The 19,806-nt window shown below is 61.1% G+C and carries 22 protein-coding genes; 7 read left to right on the forward strand and 15 right to left on the reverse strand.

Annotation, left to right across the window (positions count from 1 at the left end; translation table 11 throughout):
* Window positions 1–4: 4 nt before the first annotated feature.
* The 11 genes from JQ863_RS13650 to JQ863_RS13700 all read right to left on the reverse strand — a co-directional run bounded on the left by JQ863_RS13650 (window position 5) and on the right by JQ863_RS13700 (window position 8,765).
* On the reverse strand, window positions 5–604 hold the full coding sequence (locus JQ863_RS13650) for a superoxide dismutase (RefSeq protein WP_204114702.1): 600 nt from the start codon (window positions 602–604) through the stop codon (window positions 5–7).
* A 107-nt stretch (window positions 605–711) separates the two neighbouring features.
* Complete coding sequence (locus JQ863_RS13655; protein WP_204114703.1) at window positions 712–1,173, reverse strand: hypothetical protein; 462 nt, start codon at window positions 1,171–1,173, stop codon at window positions 712–714.
* 28 nt (window positions 1,174–1,201) lie between these two features.
* Window positions 1,202–1,627 carry a hypothetical protein gene (locus JQ863_RS13660; RefSeq protein WP_204114704.1) on the reverse strand — a complete coding sequence of 142 codons (426 nt, stop codon included), beginning with the start codon at window positions 1,625–1,627 and terminating at the stop codon, window positions 1,202–1,204.
* 116 nt (window positions 1,628–1,743) lie between these two features.
* Window positions 1,744–2,184 (reverse strand): hypothetical protein, encoded by a 441-nt coding sequence (locus tag JQ863_RS13665; RefSeq protein WP_204114705.1) that lies wholly within the window; start codon window positions 2,182–2,184, stop codon window positions 1,744–1,746.
* Complete coding sequence (locus tag JQ863_RS13670; protein ID WP_204114706.1) at window positions 2,169–2,588, reverse strand: hypothetical protein; 420 nt, start codon at window positions 2,586–2,588, stop codon at window positions 2,169–2,171. The genes JQ863_RS13665 and JQ863_RS13670 overlap by 16 nt, the downstream gene beginning before the upstream one ends.
* A gap of 157 nt (window positions 2,589–2,745) precedes the next feature.
* Window positions 2,746–3,162 (reverse strand): hypothetical protein, encoded by a 417-nt coding sequence (locus tag JQ863_RS13675; protein ID WP_204114707.1) that lies wholly within the window; start codon window positions 3,160–3,162, stop codon window positions 2,746–2,748.
* A gap of 106 nt (window positions 3,163–3,268) precedes the next feature.
* The gene (locus tag JQ863_RS13680; RefSeq protein WP_204114708.1) at window positions 3,269–3,835 is read right to left on the reverse strand and encodes a sarcosine oxidase subunit gamma; all 567 of its coding nucleotides are present in this window, start codon (window positions 3,833–3,835) and stop codon (window positions 3,269–3,271) included.
* Complete coding sequence (locus JQ863_RS13685) at window positions 3,828–6,839, reverse strand: sarcosine oxidase subunit alpha family protein (protein WP_204114709.1); 3,012 nt, start codon at window positions 6,837–6,839, stop codon at window positions 3,828–3,830. The genes JQ863_RS13680 and JQ863_RS13685 overlap by 8 nt, the downstream gene beginning before the upstream one ends.
* Window positions 6,836–7,165, reverse strand: coding sequence for a sarcosine oxidase subunit delta (locus tag JQ863_RS13690; protein ID WP_204114710.1), 330 nt, complete (start codon window positions 7,163–7,165; stop codon window positions 6,836–6,838). Before JQ863_RS13690 ends, JQ863_RS13685 begins: the two co-directional genes overlap by 4 nt.
* The gene (locus JQ863_RS13695; RefSeq protein WP_204114711.1) at window positions 7,159–7,518 is read right to left on the reverse strand and encodes a hypothetical protein; all 360 of its coding nucleotides are present in this window, start codon (window positions 7,516–7,518) and stop codon (window positions 7,159–7,161) included. Before JQ863_RS13695 ends, JQ863_RS13690 begins: the two co-directional genes overlap by 7 nt.
* Window positions 7,518–8,765 carry a sarcosine oxidase subunit beta family protein gene (locus JQ863_RS13700; protein WP_204114712.1) on the reverse strand — a complete coding sequence of 416 codons (1,248 nt, stop codon included), beginning with the start codon at window positions 8,763–8,765 and terminating at the stop codon, window positions 7,518–7,520. The genes JQ863_RS13695 and JQ863_RS13700 overlap by 1 nt, the downstream gene beginning before the upstream one ends.
* 195 nt (window positions 8,766–8,960) lie before the next feature.
* Here JQ863_RS13700 and ccmI point away from each other — a divergent pair, with 195 nt between their 5' ends.
* The 3 genes from ccmI to JQ863_RS13715 are packed head-to-tail and all read left to right on the forward strand — an operon-like array spanning window position 8,961 to window position 10,920.
* Window positions 8,961–10,190, forward strand: a complete 1,230-nt coding sequence (gene ccmI / locus JQ863_RS13705) for a c-type cytochrome biogenesis protein CcmI (RefSeq protein ID WP_204114713.1) — start codon at window positions 8,961–8,963, stop codon at window positions 10,188–10,190.
* Between the two features lie 53 nt (window positions 10,191–10,243).
* Window positions 10,244–10,675 carry a Holliday junction resolvase RuvX gene (ruvX, locus tag JQ863_RS13710; RefSeq protein WP_204115165.1) on the forward strand — a complete coding sequence of 144 codons (432 nt, stop codon included), beginning with the start codon at window positions 10,244–10,246 and terminating at the stop codon, window positions 10,673–10,675.
* Window positions 10,672–10,920, forward strand: coding sequence for a DUF1289 domain-containing protein (locus JQ863_RS13715; RefSeq protein ID WP_204114714.1), 249 nt, complete (start codon window positions 10,672–10,674; stop codon window positions 10,918–10,920). The genes ruvX and JQ863_RS13715 overlap by 4 nt, the downstream gene beginning before the upstream one ends.
* A gap of 6 nt (window positions 10,921–10,926) precedes the next feature.
* On the opposite strand, the gene JQ863_RS13720 is transcribed toward JQ863_RS13715, so the two are convergent.
* The 4 genes from JQ863_RS13720 to JQ863_RS13735 form a co-directional block, all read right to left on the reverse strand.
* Complete coding sequence (locus tag JQ863_RS13720; protein ID WP_204114715.1) at window positions 10,927–11,790, reverse strand: calcium-binding protein; 864 nt, start codon at window positions 11,788–11,790, stop codon at window positions 10,927–10,929.
* 130 nt (window positions 11,791–11,920) lie between these two features.
* A complete protein-coding gene (locus tag JQ863_RS13725) occupies window positions 11,921–12,745 on the reverse strand; it encodes a sulfite exporter TauE/SafE family protein (protein WP_204114716.1) in 825 nt (274 codons plus the stop codon).
* A gap of 14 nt (window positions 12,746–12,759) precedes the next feature.
* Window positions 12,760–13,749, reverse strand: coding sequence for a tRNA dihydrouridine(20/20a) synthase DusA (gene dusA, locus JQ863_RS13730; RefSeq protein ID WP_338055524.1), 990 nt, complete (start codon window positions 13,747–13,749; stop codon window positions 12,760–12,762).
* A 103-nt stretch (window positions 13,750–13,852) separates the two neighbouring features.
* Window positions 13,853–14,602, reverse strand: coding sequence for a TSUP family transporter (locus JQ863_RS13735; protein WP_204114718.1), 750 nt, complete (start codon window positions 14,600–14,602; stop codon window positions 13,853–13,855).
* Between the two features lie 402 nt (window positions 14,603–15,004).
* Between JQ863_RS13735 and acs the strand changes: the two genes are divergently transcribed.
* From acs to JQ863_RS13755, 4 genes are all read left to right on the forward strand, one after another.
* Complete coding sequence (acs, locus tag JQ863_RS13740) at window positions 15,005–16,981, forward strand: acetate--CoA ligase (RefSeq protein WP_204114719.1); 1,977 nt, start codon at window positions 15,005–15,007, stop codon at window positions 16,979–16,981.
* On the forward strand, window positions 16,974–17,657 hold the full coding sequence (locus JQ863_RS13745) for an adenylate kinase (protein ID WP_204114720.1): 684 nt from the start codon (window positions 16,974–16,976) through the stop codon (window positions 17,655–17,657). The genes acs and JQ863_RS13745 overlap by 8 nt, the downstream gene beginning before the upstream one ends.
* A gap of 63 nt (window positions 17,658–17,720) precedes the next feature.
* On the forward strand, window positions 17,721–17,978 hold the full coding sequence (locus JQ863_RS13750; protein WP_204114721.1) for a DUF4212 domain-containing protein: 258 nt from the start codon (window positions 17,721–17,723) through the stop codon (window positions 17,976–17,978).
* A 15-nt stretch (window positions 17,979–17,993) separates the two neighbouring features.
* Entirely contained in the window at window positions 17,994–19,778 is a 1,785-nt protein-coding gene (locus JQ863_RS13755) for a sodium:solute symporter family protein (RefSeq protein WP_204114722.1), read from the forward strand.
* Window positions 19,779–19,806 lie beyond the last annotated feature (28 nt).

A 19,806-nucleotide genomic window follows, 5' to 3' on the forward strand; every position in this document is an offset into this window, starting at 1 on the left:
GGGGTTACATGCGCGATGCGACGTTTTCCCAGTTTACCAGCTTGTTCAGGAAGTTATCCAGGTAAGCGGGACGCTTGTTGCGGAAGTCGATGTAATAGGAATGCTCCCACACGTCGCAGCCCAGCAATGCGGTCTGGCCAAAGCACAGCGGGTTCACGCCGTTTTCGGTCTTGGTGACAGCCAGCGAACCATCGGCGTTCTTCACCAGCCATGCCCAGCCCGAACCGAACTGACCGGCACCGGCGGCGGCGAACTGCGACTTGAACTCGTCAACCGAGCCGAAGTTTTCGACCAGCGCCTTTTCCAGCTCACCCGGCATTGCATTGCCGCCCGGCCCCATCATTTCCCAGAACTGGTTGTGGTTCCAAAGCTGGCTGATGTTGTTGAAGATGCCGTTCTGCGCTACGGCGGTCTTGTCATAGGTGCCGACGATGATCTCTTCCATCGACTTTCCGTCCCACTCGGTCCCGGCAATCAGCTTGTTGCCGTTGTCGACATAAGCCTTGTGGTGCAGGTCGTGGTGGTATTCCAGCGTTTCGGCGGACATGCCGAGATCGGCCAGCGCATCATGAGCATAAGGGAGATCGGGAAGTTCAAAAGCCATCGTTCACACCTGTTGGTTGGGGTTGCGTTTCCTACACGTTACATGCTGCCCTTGCCGCGTAAGGTCAAGGGGGACAAGGGCAAAAGGCCGGGGCAAACCCCGTCCCATCAGCGCTTGTTCTTGACGATCTCGCAGCTGCCACTGCCTGCATTTCCGTCGTATCCGGTGGGATGATGCATCGTCGCCCGCATCTTGGCCTTGCCGGTGGCAATGTTGAGACTCACCAGATAGGTGATCGACAGCTTGGTGGTTTCCCCGGTCTGCGACCGTGCTGGCAGGTTTTTGATTGTGTATTTCAGCTCAACCCGTTTTTCGCTGGCACGTTTATAATTGGCCTTGACCGCGCCTTTGTGTGCGTAATGCGTGAATTGATCGCTGACCATTGCCGTTTCGTTTTCGATGTCGATCAGATACCCCGCCTGTTCTGGAATCCAGCCGGTCACACGATTGGGCTTGAATTTGCAGAAATAGGTTTGTTCCTTGGCCATTGATTGCGATGCCGGTACAATCAGACACGCAGCCAGTGCAACTCTGGCAACATAAATTGCCGTTTTCGAAGCAATCTTCATGTTCAATCTCACTGCTGGTTCTGGTTGCTTACTTGACGACGACACACGGGCCCGAGCCCGCGAACTCGTTATGAGAGCCGTGCAGGATGCCCCTGATCTTGGCGTTTTTGTCGCGAACGTTCAGGCTGACCGTGTAGCTTACCTTGATGTCGGTCTTTGCGCCGTTTTCGTTCCGGCCCGGCAATTTGTTGAGCGTGTATTTCAACTGCACCCGTTTCGCGCTAGCCTGTTTGAAGGACACGTTGATCGCCTCCCCGAACTCTTCCTGGATCGACCAGTCGAGGGCAGCGGCCTCTCCTGTTTCAAGATCAACAGCATAATAGGCCTCGGGCGGGATACCACCGTAAGTCGTGTTTGACTTGAATTCGCATTTATACGTCGTCGCAGCGGCCATTGCCGAAACCGGGGCAAGGGCCAGGGCGCCAGCAATCGCGGCAAGATAGTTTATTTTCATTGGATTGTACTTTCACCGAGGTCTTTCTTCAGGTCTAAACGCAACCTTCAGGAAATCGCCCGACAATACAACCCTAGTGCGACTAAATATTTTGAATTATCCGAATTTGCGACAATTCAACGCTGTCTGCACCCGCCGCGCGACCCTTGCGTGGTATAGCCATATTCATTCGTCTGCACCCAATCAAAATCCATGACCGGGTTGTTCAGGTCGAGGTTCGCACGCAAATCCGGTTTCAGGATCGAGATCGTGTAAAACAGCGGTTTGTTCAGCCGCAGCTCCCATTTCACCGTCAGACGCTTGTTGGTGTCATTTGAAATCCGGGCTGCAATCGCCTTGCCATGCACCTGCTGGATGATCGGGTCGATCACCGTCGCCTTGTCGCCATTGACCGTCACCGTAACCTGTTGCGGCACCATGCCGCCCGCACGGGGGAACTGGCAGTCGAACGTCTGGGCCGAGGCAAACCCTGCCCCCGCAACACACAGCGCAGCGGCAGCCCCGATGCGCCGCGCCCCCTTGGTCAAGTCATTGGCTGTCATCATCTTTCTACGCATTGTCCCTTGGCCCCTTGAAAGTCATTTCCATATTTCGGCGCGCCATTGCCGACACTGGGCGGATTGTCCAGCTGGATATCGGCATTCAGCGCGGGTCGATAAATCGACAGGGTGTAGAACACCCGCTTATCGCGCTCCAACTCCCATTTCACCGTCAGTCGCTTGTCGGTGTTGTGTGAAACCCGCACCTCGATCGGGCCGCCATGCACAATCTCGATCACCGGGTCATGGGCGGTTGCCGTCTCGCCGGACGCATCCAGCGTGACCGTCGATTGATCGGGCAGGATATGCTGGGAATCCAGCGGCGCGGCGCGCGGGAAATTGCAGATATAGGTCTGGGCCAGCGCCACGGACGACCATGAAGCGAAAGTGCCGGCCGCAGCCAGGGCAAGTGCAAATCTCATTGTTCAATCCTGTTCAAAACGGGCCACGCTTCCACACCAAGGGCAGCGCGACAGGACAAATGGAGGTCAGGCGGCCATAATGGTCGGCCACCTGCACCAGAATGGCAAAAAACCGGGGGCAAGGCACCAAATATCTGCGCCCCGCCCCGTCAACGGCTTATCCCCGGCGGGCGCATTGCCCGCTGGCGCCCTGGAATTCATTGCCATAGCGGTTTTCGCGGTATTCTTCGGTTTTGGGGTTGTTCAACTCGATCTTGGCGGAATTGCCCTTGGCGGGATAGATCGACAGGGCATAGAACACCCTTTTGTCCGCTCGCAGCTCCCACTTGATCGTGATGCGGCGGTCGGTGTTGCTGGTCACGCGCGCTTCGATCGGCTGTCCGGCTACAATCTGGATCACAGGGTCCATCACCGTCGCGGTGCTGCCGTTGATCGTTGCAGTGACCTGGTTGGGCAGGATATGGTTTGAACTGATCGGCGCGGCACGCGGGAAGCTGCATTCATAGGTCTCGGCCATCGCGCCGGACGCAAGCAGCGCCGACGCTGCGGCAAGGAAGGCAATGCGGAACTTCATAGGGGTCTCCTGAGTATGAACGTCTCGCCCGATCAGGATAAGTCGCGGGCGATCACGTTCAATATCACAAGTTTGCGATCCCGACAGAAGCCCGTCACAAACCCCGTCACAAGACCCCGACGCGGCTGCCTTTCATAGCGGATTTGGACAGAATACCAAAGGCGTAGTCCGCAACCGACCGGAAGCAGACCAGCTCAAAGCTGCCGTCTTCATTGCGCCAGAACGCCGCCGGGATCTGCGCCAGCCGGGTTCGGCGGAAGCTGCCGGGCGGGAAGGCCGCGTCGGACAGGTCGACCGGGGCAAGCTTGGCCAGCACTTCGGCGGCATGATCGCCCGCGATGCGGAACACCGCGCGCGCGTCTGACACGTTCACCGCCAGCGCGTGTTCGCCCTTCAGCGCGTCGTTCAGGGCGACCACGATGTCTCCCGCCAAATCATGCGCGACCACCAGAAGCAACTCGTCCGGCGACATCCACGCCACCAGCCCCTTGTCGCCACGCGACACTTGCCCGGATTGCGGCATCCCCGCCCCGACCGCTGCCTTGACCGCCTTGGCCAGCACCTTTGACGACAGGTCGCCGCGCAGTGTGACCATGCCCCGCAGCCCGGTTTCCTCGACAGTGGCGAAGCCGTCGAAACGGGCACCGGGAAGGGCGCTTTTCAGATCAGACATTCTGTTTCTCCCCGTCCTTGTCATAGAACACCGGATCGACGATCCGCGCCGCAACCGTGCTGCCGTCGACCTTGTTGAACTCGATCACCTCGCCCATCCGGTCGGGGCCATAAAGGACCAGCCCCATGGCGATGCCCTTTTCCAGCGTCGGCGAATAATAGGTTGAGGTCACGCGGCCTTGGGTATTGCGCTGTCCATTGGCGTTGGTGCCCTCGGCAATCGCATATGAGCCATCGGGAATGACCGAGCCATCCAGCGTCTCAAGCCCGACCAGTTTCCAGCGGCTCGGGTCCGTCATATGCGGGCGTTCCTGTGCGCGTTTGCCAAGGAAGTCCTCTTTCTTCTTGGAAATCGCCCAGTTCAGCCCCAGATCCTGCGGGATCACCGTGCCGTCGGTTTCATCCCCGATCATGATGAACCCCTTCTCGGCCCGCATCACGTGCAGCGCCTCGGTGCCATAGGGCATCATGCCAAACTCTTCCCCCGCAACCAGAAGCGCATCCCAGAAGGCGCGGCCCTGGCTGGCCGGGACAGCGATTTCATAGCTGAGTTCACCCGAGAACGAGATGCGATAGGCGCGGCAGTCGAACCCGCCAAGCTGTCCGTCCTTCCACTCCATAAAGGCCAGCGCATCCTTCGACACATCCATGCCACCCAGTTTTTCCAGCACCTTGCGGGCGTTGGGACCGACCACGGCGATCTGGGCGAACTGCTCGGTTACATTGGCGGTAAAGACCTTCCAGTCCCACCATTCGCATTGCAGCCAGTCTTCCATCCAGCCGTGGATCCGCTCGGCCCCGCCGGTGGTGGTGTGGCACAGGAACGTGTCCTCATCGATCCGGGCCACCACGCCGTCATCGATCAGGAAGCCGTTTTCGTTGCACATCAGCCCATAACGGCATTTGCCGGGTTTCAGCGTCGACATCATATTGGTGTAAAGCATGTCGAGGAACCGCCCCGCATCCGGGCCCTTGACGATGATCTTGCCAAGCGTTGACGCGTCCAGCAGGCCGACCGACTTGCGGGTCTGGTTGATCTCGCGGTTCACGGCATCGCTGTGGGTCTCGCCCTGACGCGGGAAGCAATAGGGCCGCCGCCAGTGGCCGACAGGCTCAAAGAACGCCCCCTGCGCCTCGTGCCAGTCATGGATCGGCGTCTTGCGCAGCGGCTGGAACGTGTCCGCCCGCGCCTCACCCGCGATCGCGCCAAAGCTGATCGGGGTATAAGGCGGGCGGAAGGTGGTGGTTCCGGTGGCCGGAATAGGCTGGTTCAGCGCATCAGAAAGCACCGCCAGACCATTGATATTACTCAGCTTCCCCTGATCCGTCGCCATGCCCAGCGTGGTATAGCGCTTGGTGTGTTCGACGCTTTCATAGCCCTCCTGCGCGGCCAGCCGCACGTCCGAGACCTTGACATCATTCTGGTAATCCAGCCACGCCTTCATGCGCAGTTTCGGCCCCGCGCCCTGCGGCATCAGCCACACGGGTTCCATCGCCGCCTCGGGTTGCGGCGCGACCTTGGGTGCGGCCGCCTTGCCCGACTTCAGGCCCAGCGCCTTGGCCGCCGCCAGCCCCGCCGCATGCGCGTCACCCATGACCTCGGCCAGATCCATCGGACCGTTTGCCGATCCCGCCGGGATCACGAAACCCTTGCCGTCGTGACTGGTTGGCGGGCGGTTCGGGTCGGGGCGGAAATGGGCCTGATCCTCGTCCCAGAACAGCTTGCCGCCGCAATGGGACCACAGATGCACCACCGGCGACCAGCCACCCGACATGGCAACTGCGTCACAGGCGATCTCTTCCAGAACAGCGCCCTCGCCCGCCTGCGCACAGACCGCGACCCCGGTCACGCGCTTGCCGCCCTTGACCTTGGCGATGCCCTTGCCGGTCTCAACCCGGATGCCCAAGCCCTTGGCCTCATCCGCCAGCGCCCCGCCGCCCGAGGCACGGGCATCCAAAATCACCGGAACCTCAAGCCCCGCCTTTTTCAGCGAGATCGCGGTGCGATAAGCGTCGTCATTGTTGGTCACGACCACGGTGCGATCACCGGGCGAGACACCATAGCCATCGACATAATCCCGGACCGCGCTGGCCAGCATCACGCCGGGGATGTCATTGCCCGCAAAGGACAGAGGCCGTTCGATGGCGCCTGTCGCGGTAACGATCTGCTGCGTGCGAATGCGCCACAGCCGGTGGCGCGGGCCTTCCGCCATCGGGTCATGATCGCGGACCCGCTCGTAGCCCAGCACATAGCCGTGGTCATAGACCCCTGCCCCCATCATCCGCAGGCGGACGGTGACATTGGGCATCGCATCCAGCGTCTCACCCGCATCGGCAACCCATGCGTCCACCGGTTTGCCATCAACCTCGCCGCCGTCGATCACCGCGCGTCCACCCAAATGGGCGGTCTGCTCCATCAGCAGAACCTTGGCCCCCGCCGATCCCGCCGCCAGCGCCGCCTGCAATCCGGCAACACCGCCGCCGACGATCACCACGTCATAGAAGGCATAGAAATGCTCGTATGTGTCGGCATCGCGGTCCTTGGGCACCTGCCCCAGACCCGCCGACTGCCGCACGATCGGTTCAAACACATGTTTCCACGCCGCGCGCGGCGCCATGAAGGTCTTGTAATAAAACCCCGCCGGGAAGAACCGCGCCATCGCGTTATTCGCCACGCCGATATCGAACTCCAGCGACGGCCAGTGGTTCTGGCTGGTGGCTGTGAGCCCGTCGAAAAGCTCGGTCGTGGTGGCGCGCTGGTTCGGCTCGAACGTGCCGCCGGTGCCCAGATTGACCAGCGCGTTCGGTTCCTCGGCACCAGAAGCCACCACCCCGCGCGGGCGGTGATACTTGAACGACCGCCCCATCAGCATCTGGTCATTGGCCAGAAGCGCCGAGGCCAGCGTATCGCCCTCATAGCCGGTGAACTGCTTGCCGTTGAAGGTGAACCGCCGCTGGTCGGAGCGGTTGAGGTATTTGCCGCCGGTTGAAAGACGCGTGCTCATTTGAAGTTCCTCCACGTCCAGCCGGGATATGTCTCGGAAATCCGGTCCTTGATGTCCTGCGGCGGTTCAAGGGTTTGCGCCGGATAGGTGCCAAAGACCTTCAATGTCATGGTGCAGCGCGCGGCATGGAAGAACTTGCCGCAGCCATGGCTGTGCCGCCAGCGTTCGAAATGCACGCCCTTGGGGTTCTCGCGCATGAACAGATAGCTCTCGAAATCGGCATCATCCGAACCGGGACCAAAGCGCTTGAGATGCGCCTCGCCTTCAGCATGAAGCTCCGTTTCCTCGGCCCAGACGCCGCAATAGGGGCATTGAAGGGTTAGCATTGTGCCCAGCCTTTCCCATTAAGCCAGCAATGCAAAAGATCGCCGTAACCAGTTTGAATTGTACCCAAAACAACTAAAAAGATCTCAGCAGCGGCCAGCTCTCTCGCGTGAAATCTAAGGTATCGCGTTGGAACCTGACTCGAGCTTTCTACGCCAGCCCGCTTTTCAATTTCAGTTAAAAGTGCCTTGGCAGAAAGGCCGAGCAAAACAATTCCAACGGCAATAGCGATTGTGCCGAATCGTTGAAAAGCTTGCGGCGTTGAGTTGTGCACTAAGAAAGCGCTTACCGCTCCATAGAGCCAAATGGGTGAAGAAACCAAAAAATGGAGTCCGATGTCCTTAACTGATTTCATCAATGCGCCACCCCCGCTGCCACGCTTTCGTCGATGAAGCGGCCTTCGATGAACCGTTCCATCCCGAACTCCGCCGCCAGTGGCCCCGGTTCGCCCTTGGCGATCAGTTCCGCCGTGGCCCAACCGCCGCCGGGGATGGCCTTGAACCCGCCGGTGCCCCAGCCCGCGTTGATGAAGCAATTGCCCAGGGGCGTCTTGCCGATCACGGGAGAACGGTCGCCGGTGACATCCACGATCCCCCCCCATTGGCGCAACATCTTCAGGCGCGAGATGATCGGGAAAGTCTCGACCAGCGCCCTGACCGTTTCCTCGATGTGATGGAAAGACCCGCGCTGGGTATAGTTGTTGAACCCGTCGGTACCGCCGCCGATCACCATCTCGCCCTTGTCGGACTGGGACATATAGCCATGTACGGTGTTCGCCATCACCACGACATCCATGCAGGGTTTGATCGGCTCTGATACCAGCGCCTGCAACGCCACCGATTCCATCGGCAGCCGGAACCCGGCCATATTCGCCAGCGCGCCAGAGTTGCCAGCGACCACAAGCCCCAGCTTGTCGCAGTCAATCGGCCCTTTGGTGGTGTCGACGCCGACAACCTTGCCACCTGAGGACCGCACGCCAACCACTTCACATTTCTGGATAATATCCATGCCCATGTCGCTGCACGCCCGCGCATAGCCCCAGGCCACCGCGTCATGCCGCCCGGTGCCGCCGCGTTCCTGCCAAAGCGCCCCCAGAACTGGGTAACGCGGCCCGTCGATGCAGATGATGGGGCACAGCTCTTTGACCCGCTCTGGCCCGATGAACTCGGTCTTTACACCCTGCAGCGCGTTGGCATGGGCTGTGCGCTGATAGCCGCGCACCTCATGCTCGGTCTGGGCCAGCATCATCACCCCGCGTGGGGAAAACATGACGTTATAGTTCAGATCCTGCGACATGGTCTCGTACAGCGACCGCGCCTTTTCATAGATCGCGGCGGACGAGTCCTGCAGATAGTTCGACCGGATGATCGTCGTGTTGCGCCCGGTATTGCCGCCGCCCAGCCAGCCCTTTTCGATGATCGCGACATTGGTGATGCCGAAATTCTTGCCAAGATAAAACGCAGTCGCCAGCCCATGCCCCCCGGCCCCGACGATAATGACGTCGTATTTCTTCTTCGGCTCGGGTGACGCCCATGCACGTTCCCAGCCCGTATGGTATCGGGCGGCTTCGCGGGCGATGGCAAAAGCTGAATATCGGCGCATGGGATATCCTTTTCGGGCAGTGATTCCGGTCGCGGGGTCCGGCACCACTTTAATGGCGTTCCGGCGCGATGGGCGAAAGGATCAAACCGTCCAATTGCATCACGGTTGCGACATCGGGCATCGCCGCGGCGTTTTGCCCTTTTGCCCCCGCGCCATGAGGGTTACATGAAAAGGCAGGAATGAAGGAGGTCCCGAATGGTGTTCTGGATCGTGGCGGCCGGGATTGTGCTGACGGCGATAGTGCTGATCACGCTGGCCCTGGTGCGCGGAGCGTCGCTGGGCGAAAATCCCGCGAAATATGACCTGCAGGTCTACAAGGACCAGCTGAAAGAAGTCGAACGCGACCTTGCCCGTGGTGTCATCGGCCAGGAAGACGCGACGCGCGTCCGCACTGAGATCTCGCGCCGGATTCTCGCCGCCGATGCCGCGCTGAAACAGGGTGACGACGCAGGTCGGGCACGCACGCCTTTTGCCTTTCTGATTGCCGGCCTCTCGGCAGTGGTCCTGGTTGCGGGTGGGTTTGGCCTCTACATGATCCTTGGTCAGCCCGGGTATCGCGACATGCCGCTGGAAGGCCGGATTGCCGACGCCAAGACCAAACACGCCACCCGCGCGGACCAGGCGACCTATGTCGCCAACCTGCCTGCAGATGGCGGCCCGGACATCGAAGTCAGCCCCGAGTTCGAAGAGCTGATGAAACAGCTTCGGGCCAAGGTCGAGGAACGCCCCGACGATCTTCAGGGCCACATGCTTCTGGCCCGGCATGAGGCTGATCTTGGCAATTTCTCAGCCGCCGCCCATGCACAGGAACAGGTCATCCGCATCAATGGCGATAACGCGACCGCCGAGGACTATCTTCTGCACGCCAACCTGCTGATCGCCGCGGCGCAGGGCTATGTCTCGCCCGAGGCGGAAGAGGCATTGCGGGCCGCGCTGGACCGTGACCACACCTTGCCGCTTGCCCGCTATTACATGGGTCTGATGCTGTTGCAGAACGACCGGCCCGACCTCGCCTTCAATATCTGGAGCCGCCTTCTGGCCGAAGGTCCGGCGGATGCGCCCTGGATCATGCCTATCCGCGCCCGGATCGAGGACCTCGCGTGGATTGCGGGCATCGACTATACACCGCCGCCCATGCCCGGCGCGCCCGGACCCTCCGCCGAGGACATGCAGGCCGCTGGCGAGATGTCCGCCGAGGACCGCGAAGAGATGATCCGCGGCATGGTTGCGCAACTGGCCGAGCGGCTGGCCGAGGAAGGTGGCAGCCCCGAGGAATGGGCGCGGCTGATTTCGGCCTATGGGGTGCTGGGCGAGCGCGACAAGGCAACAACCGTCTGGGAAGAGGCCAAGACCGTCTTTGACGGCAATGCCAGCGCGATCCACACCCTGCGCGAAGCGGCCCGCGACGCCGGGGTCTCGCCTTGAGCCACGCGCCGATCTTCGACACGGCCGAAGAGTTTGCCGCCGCCCTGCCCCGGATGCAGGCGCTGATGGGGCTGGACCTTGGCACCAAGACCATCGGGGTCGCGGTGTCGGATTCGTTCCAGTCGGTCGCTACGCCGCTGGAAACGATCAAGCGCAAGAAATTCGGAGTCGACGCGGCGCGGCTGGTCGAGTTGATCGACCAGCGCTCAATTGGCGGGCTTGTCCTTGGCCTGCCAAGGAACATGGATGGCAGCGAAGGCTCGCGCGCCCAATCGACCCGCGCCTTTGCCCGCAACCTGTCGCAGCTGATCGCCATTCCGATCGGGTTCTGGGACGAGCGCCTGTCCACCGTCGCCGCCGAACGTGCCCTGCTTGAGGCGGATACGACCCGAAAACGTCGCGCAGAGGTTATCGACCACGTTGCCGCGTCCTATATCCTGCAGGGACTGCTGGACCGGTTGGGGCATTTGAGGAACGCGACATGAGCAAGGACCAGGTGTGGAAACGCGACGAGATCGACAGCCCCTGCGTGCAGGTCTGCGTCGTGCATCCCGTTGAGCGCATCTGCACCGGCTGCTACCGCACGATCGACGAAATCACCCGCTGGTCAAAGATGACGGACGAGGAACGCCGCGTCGTCATGGCCGCCCTGCCCAACCGCGCCCCGCAGCTGAAAAAACGGCGCGGCGGCCGGGCCTCGCGCCATCAGCAGGAAATCGGCGGAAGCTGACGCGCGTCAGCCAAAGGCCGTTTCGACAACCGATATCTGGTCCGTGGTGATCCGGCCCCAGGCCCCTTCCAGGCGGGCCACGATCTCGTTGTCATAAAGGACAAAGGCCGTGTCAGCATTGTCCGGGTCCTGGGTGATATCGACTGCGCCCTGCGGGGTGTTGTCGGGCACCAGGATAACCAGCTGGTCCTCAACCTCGTTGAAATCGGTGATATAGGGCGACGTCGTGCCCTCGGCCCAGATTCCGGTCAGGAAGGTATCAGCACCCTCGCCCCCTTCCGCCGTGTCACCGCTGCCCATCGCAAGCAGGTCATCGCCAGCCCCGCCAACCAGCGAGTCAGGGTCCAGAAGATCGTCGGCATTTGGCAGGTTGTCGCCGGAGTCATCGACATAGCCTTCCAGAAAGTCATTGCCATTGCCGCCCTTGATCAGGTCCGCGCCAAGGTCTCCAAACAGATAGTCGTCACCGCCGCGCCCCAGCAGCGTGTCATCACCGGCGCCGCCCAGAAGATCATCATTGCCGCCGCCGCCATCCAGCGTGTCATTGCCCTCTTCACCAAACAGAATGTCCGCCCCGCCGCCGCCAAGCAACAGATCCGTCCCCTGCCCCGCGATCAGAACATCCGATCCCGCGCCGCCATCCAATGTGTCGTCGCCATTGCCGGCATCCAGAATGTCGTCCCCTTCAAGCCCGACAAGAAGGTCCGGCCCCATGCGGCCAACCAGTGTGTCATTGCCTGCGCCCCCTTCAAGGTAATCGTCATCCTCGGTTCCCGACGCGGCAATACCATCTGGGTCATCCGAGCCGGAAACCAGGCTCAGCCCGCCAAACAGCAGGCCGAAACCCAAAAGAAAAAACAGCTCGATCATAGCAACATCCCGGCAGATTCCCGGCCGAACATTGCCTTATTTTAGCCTTATTTCAAGAACTTGTTGTAATTCATGGCAATACGGGGACAGTCCCGCTTCACCGCTCCGATTGTTGCGCACTGGATGCCAATCACAAGCCAAATGCCTTGCGCAGCATGTTCAGCGCAACCAGCGTCAGAAACACCGCAAAGACCCGTTTCAACGGTTTCGGATCCATCGCATGGGCCAGCTTTACCCCCCACGGGGCGGTGATCAGCGTCATTGCAACGATGATGCCAAACGCCACCAGATTGACGGCCCCGACGTTATAAGGCGGCCGGGTGACCGGGTCGATTTCAAGGAACAGAAAGCCGATGACAGACGGCACCGCGATCACCACGCCAAACCCCGCCGCCGTCGCCACCGCGCGGTGGATCGGGGTGTTGTAAAGGCTCATCAGCGGCACACCGAAACTGCCGCCCCCGATCCCCATCAGCACCGACAGGAAGCCGACCGCCGGGCTGAGCGTGGCGCGGCGCAGCCCCTTGGGCATGGCATCGCCCAGCCGCCATTCGGATTTGCCGAAGCCAAGATAAAGGCCAATCACGATGCCAAGCACACCAAACACCGCCTGCAGCGTGGTCGAACGCAGCGCCGAGGCGGCGATCACGCCGACAATGGCTCCGACGACGATACCGGGCGCCCAGGATTTCAGGATTTCCCAGTCCACGGCGCCTTTCTTGTTGTGGCTCAGAACCGAGCGCATCGAGGTCACGATGATCGTCGCAAGCGAGGTCGCAAGACAGACCTGCATCAGCTGCGGCCCCTCGTAGCCGAGATAGGTGAAAGCATAGAAAAACGCCGGGACCAGAACGATCCCGCCCCCGACGCCCAGAAGCCCCGCCAGCACGCCAGCCAGCGCGCCAATCACCAGAAGCAGCGCCAGCATCGGCAAAAGCAACGAAATATCAGGCATCTACGGCCCTTTCCTCAAGCGGCGTCCCGCGCCGTGGTTACATGGGTCAACGCGGCCTCGACAAGCTCCGGCCCCGCCCCCTTGCGGCTTGCCCCTTCGGACAGTGTGCGCCGCCAGGCCCGCGCGCCGGGTTTTCCCGCAAACAGCCCCAGCATATGACGAGTGATCTGGTTCAGCTTGCCGCCCGCGCCAAGGTGCCGTTCGATATAAGGCAGCATCTGGTGGCAGGTCTCAACGGGATCTGCGGGGGCAACATCCATGCCAAAGATGCGCGCATCCGCCTCGGCCAGGATGTCGGTCGGCGTGTGATAGGCCGCCCGCCCCACCATAACACCATCCAGCCCGCGCGCGAGGTGTGACTCGGCCTCGTCCAGCGACCCGATCCCGCCGTTGATCGAGATATGAAGTTCTGGGAACGCTGCCTTCATCTGATGCACCAACTCATAATCCAGCGGCGGAATATCGCGGTTCTCTTTTGGCGACAGCCCCTGAAGCCAGGCTTTGCGCGCATGGATCGAGACCCGCGTGACCCCGGCGGCACGCACGGTTTCGATGAAGGCGGGCAGAACCTCGGACGGTTCCTGGTCATCGACCCCGATCCGGCATTTCACCGTGACCTCGACCGGGCTGGCGGCGATCATCGCGGCACAGCACTCGGCAACAAGGTCGGGGGATTTCATCAGGACCGCGCCAAACGTGCCCGATTGCACCCGGTCAGACGGACAGCCGACATTGAGGTTAATCTCATCATACCCCGCATCCGCCCCAAGCCGCGCCGCCTGTGCCAGCTCCGACGGGTCCGACCCGCCCAGTTGCAGCGCCACGGGATGTTCCTCGGGATTGAACTCAAGCAGATGCAACGCCCCCCCGCGCACCAGCGCCGGAGAGGTGACCATCTCGGTATAAAGCAGAGTGTGGCGCGACATCAGGCGGTGCAGATACCGGCAATGCCGGTCTGTCCAGTCCATCATCGGGGCCACGGAAAGTCTTGCGTCTGGTGTCACCGGTCTGCCTTTGGTTCAAAGCCCCGCACGGCGGGGTCCGGGGCGAGAGACCCATATATCGGCTGGGGGTTCAAAAACAAGGTTTCCCTGCCCCGCAGCAGAATCACATTGCCATGAATCCCCGTAGGATCAGCTGGACCGCGATCACTGTCAGGACGATGTTCAACGCCCGGCCAAACCCGTGATCGGTCATCTTCTCAAGCGCCACCCGTCCGACGATCGTGCCGGCGAACCCGGCGGCAACCATGGCCAGCAAAAGCCCAAGCCACGGCCCGAAGGCAAATCCGAACAGCCCGAAGGCCAGCGACTTCAACCCGTGCTGGATCGTCATCAGCGCCGCATGGGTGGCCACATGCTCGCGTCGGCCCAGTTTCAGCGCGCGCACGAAGGTCGCCGCGAAGGGGCCGGTCGCGCCGAAGAACATCGACAGGAAGCTTGAGATGGCCCCGGTCACCACGGGCCAGCGCCCCAGCCATGCCGGGGGGCGCACATAGAGGTTCCACAACACGAATCCGCCGACACCGATCTGGACCACCCACCCCGGCAGATCGACCGAGATCGCACCGCCAAGAAACGCGCCGCCCACAGCGCCGACAAAGAAGGCGCCCAATGTATCAAAACGGATATGGCGCCACATGATCGCCGCCCTCCCCGCATTGGACGCCAGCTGCACCATGCCATGGATCGGGATCAGCGCCGCCGGGGGCATCACGCTGGCCATGATCCCCAGAACCAGGATGCCGCCGCCAATGCCGAATACGGCCGTGATCAGAGAGCCGCCGAAGGAAGACAGGACCAGCGTCCAGAATTGCCATACGGCAAGGCCGCTGTCTGATATCAGCCATTCTGTCATGCGTTTTTCAGGCCCCTTGCCGTGATTCTGTGCGCTCCGCCGTGCAAACGGGCAGAATCGCCTTGATGATTGTATACAACAGCATACTGAAACCTTTTGTCACACCCTACCCGGTTCTGGGTATGCCGACGGGTTATCGCTAACAAGAAACGTTACGTCACATCGACCGCAAAACCTGTCAAACACTAAGACCCCGTAAATCAACGGTTTTTCCCAATAAAGCGAATTTTTTTACAATCAACCCTATAATTGGGGAAACGAATTTACAAAAAACTTGTTACGTTTCTGTGCCTTATTTCAATATTTTCACTCCCCCTTATGATCTTTCCTTAACCGGACACCCCGCGCCAACCGCGCATTTCGGGCCGTCTCGTTGAAGTCAGACGTTTTGGGAGGACATTGATGTCATCTGATCTAGCTACCAGCAAAACCTATCCGCCCTCTGCCGAATTGTCGGCAGCTGCCCATGCGGATGCTGCGACCTATGACAGGCTTTATGCCGCGTCGATTGCGGATCCCGAGGGGTTCTGGGGCGAAGAAGGCAAGCGGATCGACTGGATCAAGCCGTTCACCAAGGTCAAAGGCACCTCGTTCCAGCCGGGTAACATCGATATCAAGTGGTTCGAGGATGGCACGCTGAACGTCAGCGCCAACTGCATCGACCGCCATCTTGAAACGCGCGGCGACCAGACCGCGATCATTTTTGAGCCGGACGATCCGAATGAGGACGCCCAGCATATCACCTACAAGGAACTGCACCGCCGCACCTGCCGGATGGCCAACATCCTGGAGTCGATGGGCGTGCGCAAAGGCGACCGGGTTATCATCTATCTCCCCATGATCCCGGAAGCCGCCTATGCGATGCTGGCCTGCGCGCGCATCGGCGCGATCCACTCGATCGTGTTTGCCGGATTCAGCCCGGATGCGCTGTCGGCCCGTATCAACGGTTGTGACGCCAAGGTCGTGATCACCGCCGACACCGCCCCGCGCGGGGGCCGCAAGACGGCGCTGAAATCGAACTGCGACGCCGCCCTCTTGCACTGCAAGGACACGGTCAAATGTCTGGTGGTCAAACGCACGGGCGATCAGACCACCTGGATCGACGGGCGCGATTTTGACTATAACGAAATGGCGCTTGAGGCCGATGACTATCAGGCCCCGGTCGAAATGAACGCCGAAGACCCGCTGTTCATTCTTTATACTTCGGGTTCGACGGGACAGCCCAAGGGTGTGGTGCATTGTTCGGGTGGCTATCTGGTCTATGCCGCGATGACGCATCAGTACACGTTCGACTACAAGGACGGCGACATTTTCTGGTGTACCGCGGATGTCGGCTGGGTCACCGGGCACAGCTATATCGTCTATGGCCCGCTCGCCAATGGCGCCACCACGGTGATGTTCGAGGGCGTGCCGACCTACCCGGATGCCAGCCGCTTCTGGCAGGTCTGCGAGAAGCATAAAGTGAACCAGTTCTACACCGCGCCGACCGCCATTCGTGCGCTGATGGGACAGGGCAACGATTTCGTAACCAAATGCGACCTAAGCTCGCTGCGAATCCTCGGCACGGTCGGCGAACCGATCAACCCCGAGGCCTGGAACTGGTACAATGACGTCGTCGGCAAGGGCAAATGCCCGATCGTCGACACCTGGTGGCAGACTGAGACCGGCGGCCACATGATGACGCCGCTCCCGGGTGCGCATGCGACCAAACCCGGCGCGGCGATGAAGCCGTTCTTCGGGGTGAAACCCGTGGTGCTGGACCCGCAATCGGGGGTCGAGATCACCGGCAACGGGGTCGAGGGCGTGTTGTGCATCGCCGATAGCTGGCCCGGCCAGATGCGCACCGTCTGGGGCGACCATGAGCGGTTCGAGAAGACCTATTTCTCGGACTACAAGGGCTATTACTTTGCCGGCGACGGCTGCCGCCGGGACGAGGACGGTGACTACTGGATCACCGGCCGGGTCGATGACGTGATCAACGTCTCGGGTCACCGGATGGGCACGGCCGAGGTGGAATCGGCGCTGGTGGCGCATGCGAAAGTGGCCGAGGCCGCGGTCGTGGGCTATCCGCATGACATCAAGGGACAGGGCATCTATTGCTATGTCACGCTGATGAACGGGGTCGAACCGACCGAGGAGCTGCGCAAGGAGTTGCGCAGCTGGGTCCGCACCGAGATCGGCCCCATCGCATCCCCCGACCTGATCCAATGGGCGCCGGGCCTGCCGAAAACCCGCTCGGGCAAGATCATGCGCCGCATCCTGCGCAAGATCGCCGAAAACGACTATGGCGCCCTTGGCGATACCTCAACCCTCGCAGAACCCGCCGTCGTCGATGACCTCATCGAGAACAGGATGAACAGGGGCAAAGCCGATGCTTGATACTGCCAAGACCACTGCGCCCGTTCTGATCCTGCTCGGCCCGCCCGGGGCCGGGAAAGGCACGCAAGCCCGTATGCTGGAAGAGAAATTCGGCCTTGTGCAACTCTCGACCGGCGACCTGCTGCGCGCCGCCGTTGCCGCCGGCACCGAGGCTGGCAAGGCCGCGAAAGCGGTGATGGAAGCGGGCGGCCTTGTCTCGGACGAGATCGTCATCGCCATCCTGCGCGACCGGTTGGGTGATGAGGATTGCGCCAAGGGCGTGATCCTTGACGGATTCCCGCGCACAACGGTTCAGGCCGAGGCGCTGGACGGGCTGCTGGAGGAATCCGGCCAGAAGATCAACGCCGCGATCAGCCTCGAAGTCGAGGACGCCGCCATGGTGACCCGAATTTCGGGCCGCTACACCTGCGGGTCTTGCGGCGAAGGTTATCACGACACGTTCAAGCAGCCTGTCAAAGACGGTGTCTGCGACAAATGCGGAGGCACGGAAATGAAACGCCGCGCCGACGACAACGCCGAAACCGTGGCCAGCAGACTTGAGGCTTACCACGCGCAGACGGCACCGCTCATTGCCTATTACCAGGGCAAGGGCAGCCTGCAATCGGTCGACGCCATGGGCGAGATCGACCGCGTCGCGGGCGCACTTCGCGCGATTGTCGAAACGGCAACCGCGTAAAGGGAAGGAGCGGCGGGCCACCCGGCCCGCTTTGGAGGAAACGGAAAAAAGAGGGACGACCAAATGGCCGAAAACTCATCCAACAACGCATATTGGAAAGCCAACGTGCGCATCATTCAGATCAGCCTCGTCATCTGGGCGCTGGTCTCTTTCGGGTTTGGCATTCTGCTGCGCCCGATGCTGTCCGGCATTGCCGTCGGCGGCAGCGACCTTGGCTTCTGGTTCGCCCAGCAAGGGTCGATCCTGGTCTTCCTGGCACTGATCTTTTTCTATGCCTGGCGGATGAACAAGCTCGATGCCGAGCATGGCGTAGAAGAATAAGGGACTGAGGGACAGATGGATCAGTTTGTACTTAACTGGCTGTTTATCGGTGCAAGCTTCGCGCTTTACATCGGTATCGCTATTTGGGCCCGTGCGGGCTCGACTTCGGAATTCTATGCGGCTGGCCGGGGTGTTCACCCCGTCGTTAACGGCATGGCAACGGGCGCGGACTGGATGTCGGCGGCCTCGTTCATCTCGATGGCAGGTCTCATCGCCTTCACCGGCTATGACAACTCGTCCTTCCTGATGGGCTGGACCGGCGGCTATGTGCTGCTGGCGCTGATGCTGGCGCCTTACCTGCGCAAGTTCGGCAAATACACGGTGTCCGAGTTCATCGGCGACCGTTTCTATTCGCCGACCGCACGCCTTGTTGCAGTGATCTGCCTGATCGTGGCCTCGACCACCTATGTGATCGGCCAGATGACCGGCGTTGGCGTGGCCTTTGGCCGCTTCCTTGAGGTCGACAACACCACCGGCCTTCTGATCGGTGCCTGTGTGGTTTTTGCCTATGCAGTGTTCGGCGGCATGAAAGGTGTGACCTATACGCAGGTTGCGCAATATGTCGTTCTGATCGTGGCATATACCATCCCGGCGATCTTCATCTCGCTGCAGCTGACCGGCAACCCGATCCCGGGTCTGGGTCTGTTCGGCGATCACGCCGCATCGGGTGAGCCGCTTCTGGCCAAGCTGGACCAGATCGTGACCGAGCTGGGCTTTGCCGCCTATACCGAACATCACGCCGACACGCTGAACATGGTTCTGTTCACCCTGTCGCTGATGATCGGCACCGCCGGCCTGCCCCACGTCATCATGCGCTTCTTCACCGTTCCCACCGTTGCCTCGGCACGCTGGTCGGCGGGCTGGACGCTGGTCTTCATCGCGCTTCTCTATCTGACGGCCCCGGCCGTGGGCGCCATGGCACGGCTCAACATCTCGGAAATGATGTGGCCCAATGGCACCGATGGGGAACCGGTTTCCGTCGAGATGATGGAAAACGACGCGCGCTATGACTGGATGGCGACCTGGCAGAAAACCGGCCTTCTGGGTTGGGAAGACAAGAACGGTGACGGCAAGATTGCGTATTTCAACGACAAGAATGCCGACGTCAAAGCCAAGGCCGAAGCCGCGGGCTGGGGCAGCGAGAATGAGCTGACAAACTTCAACCGCGACATCCTGGTTCTGGCCAACCCCGAGATCGCCAACCTGCCGGGTTGGGTGATCGCGCTGGTGGCCGCCGGTGGTCTGGCAGCGGCCCTTTCGACGGCGGCGGGTCTGCTTCTGGCTATCTCGTCGGCTGTGTCGCATGACCTGATCAAGGGTGCTATCAACCCGTCGATCTCGGAAAAAGGAGAGCTGTTGTCGGCGCGTATCGCAATGGCCGTGGCCATTGTGGTGGCGACCTACCTGGGTCTCAACCCTCCGGGCTTCGCCGCGCAGACCGTGGCGCTTGCCTTTGGTCTGGCCGCTGCGTCGATCTTCCCGGCGTTGATGATGGGCATCTTCTCGAAGGTGAACAACAAGGGTGCCGTGGCCGGTATGCTGGCAGGTCTGATCGTGACCCTGATCTACATCTTCCTGCACAAGGGCTGGTTCTTCATCCCCGACACCAACCGGTTCGACGATGCCGACCCGCTTCTGGGCACGATCAAGTCGACCTCGTTCGGCGCGGTCGGTGCGTTGATCAACTTCGCCGTTGCCTTCGCCGTGTCGAAAGCATCCGAGCCGATCCCGGCAGAGATCGACGAACTGGTCGAAAGCGTCCGTATCCCGAAAGGGGCCGGCGCTGCGCAGGCCAAGTGATCGGGCCAGATCATCTGGCCAAGCGATC

This window comes from Shimia biformata, from assembly GCF_016888515.1.
Lineage (GTDB): Bacteria > Pseudomonadota > Alphaproteobacteria > Rhodobacterales > Rhodobacteraceae > Shimia_A > Shimia_A biformata.